Annotated in this window: 12 protein-coding genes; 5 read left to right on the top strand and 7 right to left on the bottom strand. The window is 62.0% G+C overall.

Translation table 11 applies throughout. From position 1 onward, the window contains the following. Window positions 1-40: 40 nt before the first annotated feature. A complete protein-coding gene (locus K663_RS17165) occupies window positions 41-346 on the top strand; it encodes a Rieske (2Fe-2S) protein (protein ID WP_158511211.1) in 306 nt (101 codons plus the stop codon). 170 nt (window positions 347-516) lie between these two features. Beyond that, window positions 517-1,995 (top strand): phosphotransferase family protein, encoded by a 1,479-nt coding sequence (locus K663_RS17160; RefSeq protein ID WP_145902356.1) that lies wholly within the window; start codon window positions 517-519, stop codon window positions 1,993-1,995. A gap of 22 nt (window positions 1,996-2,017) precedes the next feature. On the opposite strand, the gene K663_RS17155 is transcribed toward K663_RS17160, so the two are convergent. Further along, window positions 2,018-3,028 (bottom strand): zinc-dependent alcohol dehydrogenase, encoded by a 1,011-nt coding sequence (locus K663_RS17155; RefSeq protein WP_062121277.1) that lies wholly within the window; start codon window positions 3,026-3,028, stop codon window positions 2,018-2,020. A 79-nt stretch (window positions 3,029-3,107) separates the two neighbouring features. Between K663_RS17155 and K663_RS17150 the strand changes: the two genes are divergently transcribed. Continuing rightward, complete coding sequence (locus K663_RS17150) at window positions 3,108-4,196, top strand: phosphotransferase (protein ID WP_158511210.1); 1,089 nt, start codon at window positions 3,108-3,110, stop codon at window positions 4,194-4,196. Window positions 4,197-4,340: 144 nt separating this feature from the next. Here the strand turns inward: K663_RS17150 and K663_RS17145 are convergent, their stop codons facing one another. From K663_RS17145 to K663_RS17125, 5 genes are all read right to left on the bottom strand, one after another. Further along, on the bottom strand, window positions 4,341-5,459 hold the full coding sequence (locus K663_RS17145) for an alkene reductase (protein WP_062121275.1): 1,119 nt from the start codon (window positions 5,457-5,459) through the stop codon (window positions 4,341-4,343). A 116-nt stretch (window positions 5,460-5,575) separates the two neighbouring features. After that, the gene (locus K663_RS17140) at window positions 5,576-6,475 is read right to left on the bottom strand and encodes an SDR family NAD(P)-dependent oxidoreductase (protein ID WP_062121274.1); all 900 of its coding nucleotides are present in this window, start codon (window positions 6,473-6,475) and stop codon (window positions 5,576-5,578) included. A 54-nt stretch (window positions 6,476-6,529) separates the two neighbouring features. Further along, entirely contained in the window at window positions 6,530-7,618 is a 1,089-nt protein-coding gene (locus K663_RS17135) for a Gfo/Idh/MocA family protein (protein ID WP_062121273.1), read from the bottom strand. Between the two features lie 77 nt (window positions 7,619-7,695). Then, window positions 7,696-8,076, bottom strand: a complete 381-nt coding sequence (locus K663_RS17130; protein ID WP_062121272.1) for a limonene-1,2-epoxide hydrolase family protein — start codon at window positions 8,074-8,076, stop codon at window positions 7,696-7,698. A 27-nt stretch (window positions 8,077-8,103) separates the two neighbouring features. Beyond that, complete coding sequence (locus tag K663_RS17125; protein ID WP_062121271.1) at window positions 8,104-8,889, bottom strand: enoyl-CoA hydratase-related protein; 786 nt, start codon at window positions 8,887-8,889, stop codon at window positions 8,104-8,106. A gap of 113 nt (window positions 8,890-9,002) precedes the next feature. Between K663_RS17125 and K663_RS17120 the strand changes: the two genes are divergently transcribed. Then, window positions 9,003-9,695 carry a 2-oxo acid dehydrogenase subunit E2 gene (locus K663_RS17120; protein ID WP_062121270.1) on the top strand — a complete coding sequence of 231 codons (693 nt, stop codon included), beginning with the start codon at window positions 9,003-9,005 and terminating at the stop codon, window positions 9,693-9,695. Here the strand turns inward: K663_RS17120 and K663_RS17115 are convergent. Beyond that, window positions 9,692-10,195 (bottom strand): MarR family winged helix-turn-helix transcriptional regulator, encoded by a 504-nt coding sequence (locus K663_RS17115; RefSeq protein ID WP_063619092.1) that lies wholly within the window; start codon window positions 10,193-10,195, stop codon window positions 9,692-9,694. The two genes, K663_RS17120 and K663_RS17115, sit on opposite strands and share 4 nt — an antisense overlap. Before the next feature lie 152 nt (window positions 10,196-10,347). Between K663_RS17115 and K663_RS17110 the strand changes: the two genes are divergently transcribed. Continuing rightward, window positions 10,348-11,307 carry a hypothetical protein gene (locus tag K663_RS17110; protein WP_062121268.1) on the top strand — a complete coding sequence of 320 codons (960 nt, stop codon included), beginning with the start codon at window positions 10,348-10,350 and terminating at the stop codon, window positions 11,305-11,307. The last annotated feature ends 23 nt before the right edge of the window (window positions 11,308-11,330 follow it).

Below are 11,330 nucleotides of genomic sequence, written 5' to 3'. Positions count from 1 at the left end.
TGCATCAGGCCGGTAGCTGTTTTTTGAAAGGTTGGCATTCTTGGCACGCATTTCCTTGTCAGAGGTTCCCGAGACCGGCACCCGAGTCGTGACGGTCGAAGGGCGCAACATCCTGCTATGCCGCAGCGCGTATGGGCCGCGCGCCATGGACGAAATCTGTCCGCATCAGAAGCTTTCGCTGGACGGGGGGCGGGTGCGCGGCAATTTCATCATGTGTCCGCATCATGGCGCGCGCTTCAGTCTGGAGGATGGCAAATCGCTTTCGCCGCTCACGCCCAACAGCCTGAAGCTCTTTCCCACGCGGATCCTCGGGGACGAATTGGAGATTGATTGCGACGCCGGATGAAGTGCGGCTCCTTTCGGATGATCGGGCATTATATCCCGATCTTCCCAGTGGAAACTTCTGGCAGCGCAATCGCCCCAATATAATGTATCTGACATTCAGCATCCGCGCGGCTGCGCCGATCTGCTCGACAACGGCAAGGTGAATGCCGATAGCTGAATAGGAGAGGTTTCTTGTCTACGTCCGCCCGTCTTTTGCGTTCCCTCAATCAGACAGCGCGTCGGCTGTTCGGCCCGAACGTGGTGTATGCGTCCGATCAGGAGGCGATTCTTGCATCGCTCAACATCCTTGAATCGCGCGAGACGCTGGAGGCTGATCTCTTTTCGAACTGGCATGCGCGCCTTTCGACCCAGTTGGCGGATCTGACGAGCAGCCTGTCGCTTTCCCGATTGGCGCCTGACCTGGGCAAGAATACCGAAGCGCTCAAGGCGCAATTGGCGCAGCCGGCTCCAACGGCTGCCGAACGTGAAGCCGTGTATCGGGACGTCATGCGCGACTGGTCGGCACTGGTCGAGCGCATCGCCGGGGATCCCCGTTTGCCGGCCGAAACCCGCCTGAAAATTGTATTTGAAACGGGACAGACCGAACTCAAGCGCGTGAACGAATTGTGCGGTGACCTGCTGCCGCCAGATGTGGTTGAGGATACCGAAGTAACCCCCGAAAGGTTGCAGCGCTATCTGGTCGATCGTTTTTCCGACGAAACGATCAAGATTGTTTCCTGTCGTGTCCTGCCCGGTGGATTCGGCAAGGAAACGATCATGTTCGCGGTCGAAGGTGACAAATTCAATGGCGAATTCGTCATGCGCCGCGACCGGGACGAACCGACGGTCGACAATGACTGCCACCGCGTCTCGCGTGAGTTCCCGGTTATCCGGGCGGCCTTCGACCATGGCTTCCCGGCGCCCGAGGCACTGTGGGTGGACACCAGCCACGCGCTTCTGCCCGGTGGCGACTTCATCATCATGACGCGCGCGCCGGGCACGACAGGCGGCGATGTGCATGGAGCGTCGGGCAAGGTGGACCGGTCGCTGGTCGAACTGCTGGCGAACAGCGTGGCCCAGCTCCATTCGCTGCCGCCGCTGCGTGAGCTTGGTGCCCTTACCGAAGCGATTGCGCCGGAGCTTTGGGACCTGCCGCTCAAGGAAGTCACGCGGCGTTATATCCAGTCGATCCGCGACATCTATCTGCGGGAGATGGCGGTGCCGTCACCCGCCACCCTGGCGCTCTATGGCTGGGTCCTTGACAATATTCCTGACGCGCCGGGTCGGCCGGTGCTGCTGCATGGAGACATCGGCTTCCACAATTTCATCGTCGATGATGGCAGGCTGAGCGCCGTGGTCGATTGGGAGTTCGCGCATATAGGCGATCCAGCTGATGATGTCGGCTATGTCCGCAATACGGTAGGCCGCTCGCTCGACTGGGACGAATTCATGAGCATCTATCGGGCAGCGGGCGGACCCGAACTGAGTGATGCGCGGATCCGCTTCTTCCAGATCTGGGGGCACCTGCGCAACCTGACCGCCAGCCAGCTGACCACCAACTGCTTTGAAACGGGCAAGCTCGACGAATTGAAGCTGGGCCATGTCGGCCATTCGATGATGGCGGGCTTCCTCGCCCCGATCATGGCTCTCATGGAGCCCCAATCCGCATAAGATGAGCGGAACGTGGCGACAGTCACGTTCCGTGCGGGCTTACCATCAGCTTGGCCGGATGGGAGCCAGTGCGCATGGCTTCAAACTGGTCGGGCAGAGCATCGAGGTCGATCGTTCCACCGATCATGGCCCGGGGCTGCACCGCACCGCTCGCCATGATCTCGACGCTCTGGCGGAACTCGGCCGAGCCATAGGCGACGCTGAAGCGCAGCAGGATATCCTTGTACATCGCAACCGCAGGCAGGATCGGGTCCGCATGGATGCAGCCCCCCAGCGACAGCACGGTGCCGCCCAGGCGAACCAGTTCGATCGCCTGCTGGATCGTGCCCGCCGCGCCCGCCGCCTCGATCACAATATCGGGCATGCCGCCTAACTCGCGGACGAGATTTTCGGACAGGTCCTCGCCCACCGTCAGGAAAGCGTCCGCGCCCATCGCGGCGGCCAGCGCTTCGTTGCGCCTGCTGCGCGCGACCATGGCGATCGGCCCGGCGCCCAATTGCCGCGCCCAGAAGGCAGCCGCACCGCCAATGGCGCCGGCGCCGATGATCGCGACGCGCGCCCGCGGCAGATCCGGCAATCGCCGGACGCCGCGGAGGCCCGATGCGAGAGGCTCGACGAGGGCCCCGTCCTCGAACGTCAACTGGTCGGGCAGGCGGATCGCCTTGCGGGTATCGATCAACGTATATTCGCTATAGCCGCCCGCCAGCGATTCCATGGAAGTGCAATGCAGCGGCATGTCCTCAAGGCAGGCCGGACATTGGCCGCAGCCGGCGATCGGCAGGGCCGTCACGCGATCCCCGACCTTGATGTCAACCACGTCGGTGCCCCGCTCGACCACCACACCGGCATATTCATGTCCAAGCGCGGTTCCGCAGGGAACATCGAAGGGGCTGCCGCTGGTCATGTGGAGATCAGATCCGCAAATGCCGCAGCGTTCCACCCGGATCAGCGCCTGATGGGCGGAGGGATGCGGTATGGCGCGGTCCTCGATCGCCAAAGGCTTGCCCGCACCAATGAAGATTGCCGATCTCATCCGCTCCGATCCTTGCGATTTTCTAGGATGCCAGCATACGGTAAGCGGTCGATTCGACAATGGACAAAAGGAGAGAGGCGTGTCTGAAGGGGTGAACGTGCCGCTACGCTATCAGGATGTGAATGCCCGCTGGGTGACGGAAGCGTTGCGTGGGACGTGGCCCGATGTCGAGGTGAAGGACGTTCGCCCGGGACCCATTTTCGGCTATAAGCAGAATAAGTTCCGTATCGAGGTCGACTATGTGGCCGACGGCAACGATCGCCCCCGTACCTTCATCGTCAAGGGCAACTTTCCCGGTGAAAATGATCCCTCGACGGGCTCCGCATGGGCGATGGCGAATGAGCTGCGCTCCATCCGCGACATAGCCCCGCTGGTCGCCGCGCCCGAAGGGCCTAAATGGCACCATATCTCGGTGGGCGAAGAAGCTTCGGCGATCCTGATGGAGGATCTGACGCCCAGCGGCGCGATCTTCTTCGATGCGTTTCACACGCTGGGCCTGGGCCAAGCCATGGGGTTCATGGACGCCTTTGCCAAGATGCACGCCAGCTGCTGGAACAGCCCGATGTTTGCCGAAGGCGGGGTGATGGGCCCCGGTACGCTGGCAGAGGAAAACCGGCGGCTGGTGAACGACGTCTATTTTCCGACCTTCTTCGATCCGAAAAATTGGCAGTCCTATGTCGACCTGCCCCGGGGCAGGGCACTGCCCAACGCCTTCCAAAATCTCGACAAGGCGCAGAAAGCCTGGACGAACCTTTGGGCGTTACTGCCGCAGACGGCGATGGTCGTCGTTCATGGCGACGAGCATCTCGGAAATCTCTACGTCACGGCGTCGGGCAAGCCTGGCCTCATAGACTGGGTTGCCCGGCCGGAACATTGGCCGATCGGCATTTCCTATTTCATGCTGTGCGCCATCGACGTGGCCGACCGGCGGAAATGGGAGCGCGCGCTGCTGTCGCATTATCTGACGCGGCTGGCGGCTTATGGCGCGCAGGACGTGCCTTCGTTCGAGGAAGCCTGGTTCATTTATCGGTGCGCGACTTTCTATCCGGTCGTAACCTGGCTCAATAATAGCGGGATCTGGCAGCCCGAGGCGATCAACACCGCCAATACGGTCCGTGCGGCTACCGCTGCGCTGGATCATGATGCGTTCGGCTTGCTCGGCGTCTGACAGGCCGGCGGGTCAGCCCGCTTTCACTCCACAAAAAGGGGCAGGCCGAAACCTGCCTCTTTTGTGGACTAGGGAGAAACTGTGCTGATCAGATTGCGACGCACAGTTCGGACGCAAGAACAGGCCTCAGCCAAATCAGGCACTTTAACCCTGGTCATCCTTATAAGTGGGATAATCGGTGTAACCCGTAGCCTCGCCCACATAGGCAAAGTCGAAATTCGCCTGGGCGAGCGGCTTGCCCTCGCGGAAGCGGGTGACGAGGTCGGGATTGGCGATATAGGGACGGCCGAAGGAGATCGCCTCCGCCTTGCCGCTGGCGATATACTCGCCTGCCGTTTCAGCGTCGAAGCTGCCATTCTGGATGATCGTGCCTTTGAACACGCCACGCAGATGGTCCATGACGGGATAGTCGGGCTTTTCCATAAAGCCCGACGCGATCGGCTCGATCAGGTGGATGTAGGCTAAGCCATAGTGCTGCGCCAGCTTTCCGATGGCTTCGGTTAGCGCCGCCGGGTTGGCATCGCCCATGCCCTTGCGTTCGCTGGTGGGGCTAACGCGCAATCCGACGCGGCTGGGATCGATCTCCGCGACCACCGCCTCGATGATTTCCTTGAGGAAGCGGACGCGGTTTTCGACGCTGCCGCCATAGCCGTCGGTGCGCTGATTGGTCTTGGATTGCAGGAACTGGTCGATGATGTAGCCGTTCGCGCCATGAATTTCTGCGCCGTCGAAGCCGGCCGCCTTCGCGTTGCGCGCGCCCGCGCGATAGGCTTCGATCACCTGATCAATATCGGCCTGCGTCATCTCGCGCGGCACGACATAGGGCTTCATCGGCAGGAAATGGCTGGTGTCGCCCGCCGGCCGTGGCGCGAAGGTTTCGCCTTCACCGGCGATGGGGGACGGGCCGAGGGGGAGTTGGCCACCGATATAATCGGGCAGCACCAGGCGGCCCATGTGCCAGAGCTGCGCATAGATGCGGCCACCCTTTGCATGGACGGCGTCGGTCACGCCCTTCCAGCCATGCACCATCTCGTCCGACCAGATGCCAGGCGCGCGATACCAACCCATGCCGAGCGGATCGACGGCGGTGGCTTCCGAAATGATCAGCCCCGCGTCGGCGCGCTGGGCATAATATTCCGCCTGCAGGCTGGTCGGGACATGATTTTCATCGGCACGCGCACGCGTCAGCGGCGCCATGATGATCCGGTTCGGGATCTCGAGCGTGCCGATGGTCAGAGGCGCAAACAGGGCATCAATGGACATGGGAGGAGGCTTTCTACAAACAAAGCGGCGGCACGGATCAGGTGCCACCGCGCTGTGGGAGGGATCAGGGAAGGCGCGATCGAGCGACCTTCCCTGATGCCATCAGATGTATTCGATCAGGGATCGAGCCATTCACCCGGATTGATGCCGGCGTTGGACCGGGCGAACTTCAGGATCTTGGCGACGCGTTCACCCAGGACCGTGGGATCCTTCGACGCTTCGCAGCTCGGGCCATGCTGCCAGCTTTCCGCGACGGTAATGCCGTAGCCCCACACTTCGAACACGCGGCCGCTCACGGCGCGGGCTTCTGGGCTGGCCAGCCAGGCGACGAAGCCGGCAATCCATTCCGGATCGCGGCGTTCCAGCTGCTCCGGCGTCCATTCGCGCAGACCAGCGGTCATGCGGGTTTCGGCGCGCGGCGCGATGGCGTTCACGGTGACGCCGATGCGCTGCAGCTCGCGCGCGGCGACCTGGCTGAAGCTGGCGATGCCGCCCTTGGCCGCGGCATAGTTGGCCTGGCCGATATTGGCATAGAGCGCCGAGTGCGACGTCGTGTTGATGACGCGGGCGTCAGGCTGACGGCCGGCCTTGCTTTCCGTGCGCCAGTAATTGGCGGCGTGGTGGGTCGGCGCGAACGTGCCCTTCAGATGCACCTTGACGACGATGTCCCATTCATCCTCGCTCATGTTGACGAGCATGCGGTCACGCAGGATGCCGGCATTGTTGACGAGGATGTCGAGACGACCGAAGGTGTCGACGGCCTGATCGACCATCGCCTTGGCGTTTTCCCAGTTGGAAACGTCGCCGCCATTCACGATGGCTTCACCGCCGCGCGACTTGATTTCCTCGACGACTTCCTGCGCCGGCGTCAGGTCGGCGCCGCCGCCTGCTGCGTCGCCGCCCAGGTCGTTGACGACGACCTTCGCGCCATGTTCGGCCAGCTTGAGTGCGTAGGTGCGGCCGACGCCACGACCACCGCCGGTGACAATGGCCACCCTCCCTTCAAGAAAACTCATCTTTCGTTCCTCGCTCTTGATAATTGACTTGGATATTAAAGCGTTGCCGGTCACCTAAAGCGTGACGCGGGTTCCGCTGGCTGCAGATTTTTCAATGGCGTCGATCAGGCGATGCCGCTTCACCGCATGCTCGAAAGTGGGGCATGTCGACGTGCCATCGCGCAGGTCATTGGCGAGGCGAACATAGGCCTGCGCCACATTTTCCGCGAACGGTGGTACGTCGGGCGCCCACTTATATTTGGCCGGCACCGCCAGCGGCGCCACGGCCTGATCACCGTCGCGGCCGCCGAACAGGGTCAGTGGGAACATCTGGGCATGGCCGGCATCGGCGGTGGCGACGATATCGCCTTCCGTGCCGTTGATTTCCCAGCGGAAATTGGTGCCGCGCGAAACGCCGCCGCGATAATGGACAGCGGCGATCGCGCCGCCTTCCAGCGTGCCTGTGACCGTCATCTGATCCTCGGCCGTCATCGGCATCTGCTTGCCATCGGGAACCAGGGTGAAGCTGTCGCGCCGGTTGGCGAGCGTGGCGGTCAGCGACGTGAACTCGCCCAGGCACATCGCCACCGCGTCGATGGTGTGGCCGAAGGGAATCGTCAGCAAGGTCGCGCCATTTGCCTTGTCCGCCGTATAGGCGTTGGGCTGGTCGATGAACGCGCCCCAGTTCATGCCTGAACCGACCAGCGTGGTCGACAGCACCGTGCCGACATAGCCCTCGGCGATCAGGTCGCGCACATAGTTGAAGCTGGGGGCGGAGCAGGCCTGCAGGCCGACGGCGCCGATCACGCCCTTTTCCCGGGCGAGGGCGGCCATGCGCTCGGCTTCGGCCAGGCCATTGCCCAGCGGCCATTCGCAATAGACATGCTTGCCCGCCTCGATCGCGGCGGTGACGAGTTCGAGATGATGGGGGACCTTCACCGCCACCACGACCAGATCGACGTCCGGGTCGTTAACCAGGGCCTGATGATTGTCATAGGCCTTCGCCACGCCGAATTCCGCAGCCGCGGCCGACGCGCTTTCCTGTCGAGTCGTGCTGAGCGCGCGAATCTCATAGTCGGGAAGAGCCCGAAGCGCGGGAATGTGGGACAGGGCGGCCCAGCTGCGCCCCGGCGCTACGCCGATGATTCCGACGCCGATCGTCATATTGTCCCTCACTTAGTCCGCTACCGATTGGTCCGTAAGCGTACTATATGCTTTACTCAGGGACTGCAATGCCTTGCTCATGCCAACGCCGCCATCGCCTGCTGAAACTGGGCCGCATCGAAATAGTCGCGCCAGCGGGCGATCAGGCCATCGCGCAGTTCAAACGTGCCCATGACCGGCATTTCGATCCACTGGCCCTTGATGAGAAAACGGTCGAGCCGTTCCGTCAGCACCGCGCCGTCGGGCGTTTCAGCGGCATGAAGGACGCGCCAGTCGATCGCTTCGGCATCGCCCACGAACATCGCCAGCCCCTCGCGGATCGCATCGCGCCCGACCAGCGGCGGCCAGGGGATATTATGATAGAAGCAGTCGTCCGTCATGGCCGCCAGGATTGCATCCAGGTCGCGGCGACTCCAAAGCTCGATGAAGGCCAGAGCCTGATCGCGATTCGTCATCATTGTGCCTCTCCTGCTTCTTCGGTCATTCTATTTGTTCGTCCATTGCGGCGGCCGTCGTTCGACAAAGGCCCGCTTGCCTTCTACCGCGTCCTCGCTGTCCATCACTTCTTGCAGAGTTGGAAAATGGCGCATGTCGAGCGCGGAGGCGAGGTCCGGCAGATCGAACGAGCCATAGGCGATTTCCTTTGAACAGCGAATGGCGATCGGCGCGCAGGCCACGATCTGTTCCGCCCAGCGCCGCGCAGTCGGCATCAGTTCCTCGGGCGCCACGACCTCGCTCGCCAGGCCGATGGCGAAGGCTTCCTGCGCACCCACGGTCCGCGCGGTCAGAATGATGTCCATTGCCCGCTTCATGCCCACCGAACGGGGCAGGCGTTGGATGCCGCCGCCGGCAGCGGCCCAGCCGACCTTGGGTTCGGGCAGGCCGAAGGTCGCGTTGGTGGAAGCGATGATGAAGTCGCAGGCGAGCGCGAGTTCGAAACCCCCGCCCAATGCCATGCCGTTGACGGCGGCAATGACCGGCAGCGGATAGGCCGCGCGCCCGTTGAAGCCGGCAAAGCCAGCCTCGCCGATTTCCATGACGCCGGTTTCCAGATTGTCCTTCAGGTCATAGCCCGAACAAAAGGCCCGATCGCCCGCGCCGGTGATGATGACGGCGCGCACCTCCTGCATCGCCGGCAACCGGTCAAACAGGTCGTTCAATTCATGGTGCGCGGCTGGATGCAACGAATTCATCCGGTCGGTACGGTTGATGGTGACGGTGGCGATCCCATCGGCAAAGGCAAGCGTGCAAAAGCGGCCCTGATCCGTCATGACTGACCTGCTGCATCCTTCGGCATGGGTTCGCGCCTGTGATCGCGAAGGCCTATTGATACGCTGCAATATGATATATATGCAAATGATATCTTCGGCATGGGAGGGGACGAGTGGCGGTTACCGACACGCTCAAATTTGCGGGCATTCGTGCGATTATCGCGCAGAAAATGACAGAAAGTCTGGAAAAGACCGCGCAGCTCAGTTTCTTCTGCGACATCGACGCCAGCAAGCTGGCGGCCGCGCGGGATTCCTGGAAAGCCGCTGGCATCAAGATCGGCTATGAGGATCTGATCGCGAAGGCGGTGTCGCTGGTCCTGCCTGACTTTCCGATCTTCAACGCGGTCGAAACCCCGGCGGGCGTCGAATTGCATGACGAATATCATGTCGGTTGCGCCATTGCTTTGCCGGGCGCGCTGGTGGCGCCGGCGATCTTCAACGTCGAACGGCTGACGCTGCCAGAGATCGCCGAAAAGCGCGCGGATCTGGTCGCGCGGGCTCGCATCAACAAGCTGACCATTGCGGAGCTGACCGGCGCCACCATCACGCTCACCAATCTGGGCCTGACCCGCGTCGAACATTTCACGCCGATCCTGACCTATCCCCAGCAGGCGATCATCGGACTTGGCCGGATCGCGCCCAAGCCGTGGGTCGGCGAGGACGGGCAGACGCTGGTCGTGCGCCCGGTCATGGGCCTTTCGCTGACCGTCGACCACCGTGTGATCGATGGCGGTCCCGCCGGCGATTTCCTCAGCCGGCTCGCGCAGGCACTGGAAAGCGCGGAAGGTCTGTCCGCGCCCGCCTAGTCGTTGCCGAGCAACTGGCGGATATTGGCTTTCACCAGCGCCAGCGTGTCTTCGGTGATGCGCTGATGCTCGGGCGAAACGCCAGCCAGGATCGAACGGTTGAGCTTGTTGCCGACTTTCTGCATGTCCCCGATCACGTCGAAGCCCTTCTGCGTGATGAAGACGCGGCGGGCGCGGCGGTCATCAGCGTCCATGCGGCGTTCAACATATCCCGCCGCTTCCAGCCGGTCGATCAATCCACCGATCGTCACCTTGCCCACGTCCATATGGCGGGAAATGTCGACCTGCATCATGCCGTCCCGGCCGACGCGTGAAAGCGTGGCAAGAACCGACCATTGAGAGCGCGTGACGCCACGGGAACGCATCGCATCGTCGAACAAGGTCCGGCGCATGCGCGAAACATCATGGACAAGAAAGCCGAAGCGGAATGGCCGGACCACGGGCCGGTTGTCGGCGTCGCCGTCCGTTTTCTTGTCCATCTTTTTCCCAGTCGTCTTCATCGTCTCTTGGGGCTCCTTGGCGGCATGCAACCCGGGTACCAGAGCATGGACGTCGAGAATGTCACGGTGTGTCCGAAACAGGTTGCAAATGTACTATATGTTATCATACGAAATGCCGCAAAGCGCCAGGTGTTTCTGGCAGGAGAGCGTTGATGCTGTTACATGAGGATTATCCCCACACCGTTCCGACGCGCGCGTGGCTGCGCTGGAAGGAAAATTACTTCTGGGTCTTCATGGATCCGGAGCGGGATATTTCCTGCCTCGCCCATTGTACCGCCGAACCGACCTATGACCGGGCCTTCGCCTCCTTCACGGTCTTGCACAAGGGCAAGAAGCTGATCAGCGGCAAGGAAGTGCCGATGCCCTCGCCCTTCGAGCATCAGAAGGAACTGCACTACGGCAATCTGGCGCTGCACTTCCTGAAGCCCCAGGCTGAATTTCGCGTCGAGTTCGAGGATGAGAATGTCTCAGCGGTGCTCAACTTCACGCGCCGCATGCACCTGTTCGATTTCCAGGCCTGCGCGGACGTCAATCCGGACTGGTTCTCGGTGTCGGAAAATACCGCGTTCGAGCGAAACTCCTTCCGGCATCAGGGCCAGTGCATGAACGCGACCGGCAATGTCACCTTCAAGTCAGGTGAGTGGGCCGGCACGTCTATCGACGTCGATGGTTCGGGCTATCGCGATCATAGCTGGGGCATGCGCAACGATCAGATGACGCTCAGTCACAACTGGACCTTCTTTAATTTCAAGGACATGGGCTTCCACTTGTTCCGCGTGCGCAATGTCATCCGCCCGGAAAGCCAGACCTCCGAAGGCTATATCGCTCGGCCGGAAGGCAATGAGGTGGTGAAGGCGCTGGACATCGAACATGTCGGCGAAGGCCCCGACGGCATGCCTGACAAGGTGATCTATCGCGCGACCACGCTCAGCGGGGAGAAATTCACCCTGGTCGCTGACGTCGGCAACGCCTTTGCGCGCCTGCCGCTGCATTCGCAAAAGCCCGGCTCCAAAGTCTATCTCAATGTCGAGAATATGTGCCGGGTGCGGTGCGAGGAAACGGGCGAGGAAGGCCTCGCCAATGTCGAGATCGGCGCGCTGGTCGACGCCTGATCCCAAAGCCCGGGGCAAACGGC

Source organism: Sphingobium sp. MI1205 (assembly GCF_001563285.1).
GTDB lineage: Bacteria > Pseudomonadota > Alphaproteobacteria > Sphingomonadales > Sphingomonadaceae > Sphingobium.
The sequence above is the reverse complement of the archived record's forward strand: the minus strand, read 5'-3'. Positions and strand labels throughout refer to the sequence as shown.

What these genes read in the sequence shown, in the direction of transcription:
- K663_RS17130 (WP_062121272.1), bottom strand. Translation starts at nt 8,076, where the DNA reads ATGATGACGAATCGCGATCAGGCTCTGGCCTTCATCGAGCTTTGGAGT.
- K663_RS17145 (WP_062121275.1), bottom strand. Translation starts at nt 5,459, where the DNA reads ATGTCCATTGATGCCCTGTTTGCGCCTCTGACCATCGGCACGCTCGAG.
- K663_RS17125 (WP_062121271.1), bottom strand. Translation starts at nt 8,889, where the DNA reads ATGACGGATCAGGGCCGCTTTTGCACGCTTGCCTTTGCCGATGGGATC.
- K663_RS17140 (WP_062121274.1), bottom strand. Translation starts at nt 6,475, where the DNA reads ATGAGTTTTCTTGAAGGGAGGGTGGCCATTGTCACCGGCGGTGGTCGT.
- K663_RS17135 (WP_062121273.1), bottom strand. Translation starts at nt 7,618, where the DNA reads ATGACGATCGGCGTCGGAATCATCGGCGTAGCGCCGGGGCGCAGCTGG.
- K663_RS17115 (WP_063619092.1), bottom strand. Translation starts at nt 10,195, where the DNA reads ATGAAGACGACTGGGAAAAAGATGGACAAGAAAACGGACGGCGACGCC.
- K663_RS17110 (WP_062121268.1), top strand. Translation starts at nt 10,348, where the DNA reads ATGCTGTTACATGAGGATTATCCCCACACCGTTCCGACGCGCGCGTGG.
- K663_RS17155 (WP_062121277.1), bottom strand. Translation starts at nt 3,028, where the DNA reads ATGAGATCGGCAATCTTCATTGGTGCGGGCAAGCCTTTGGCGATCGAG.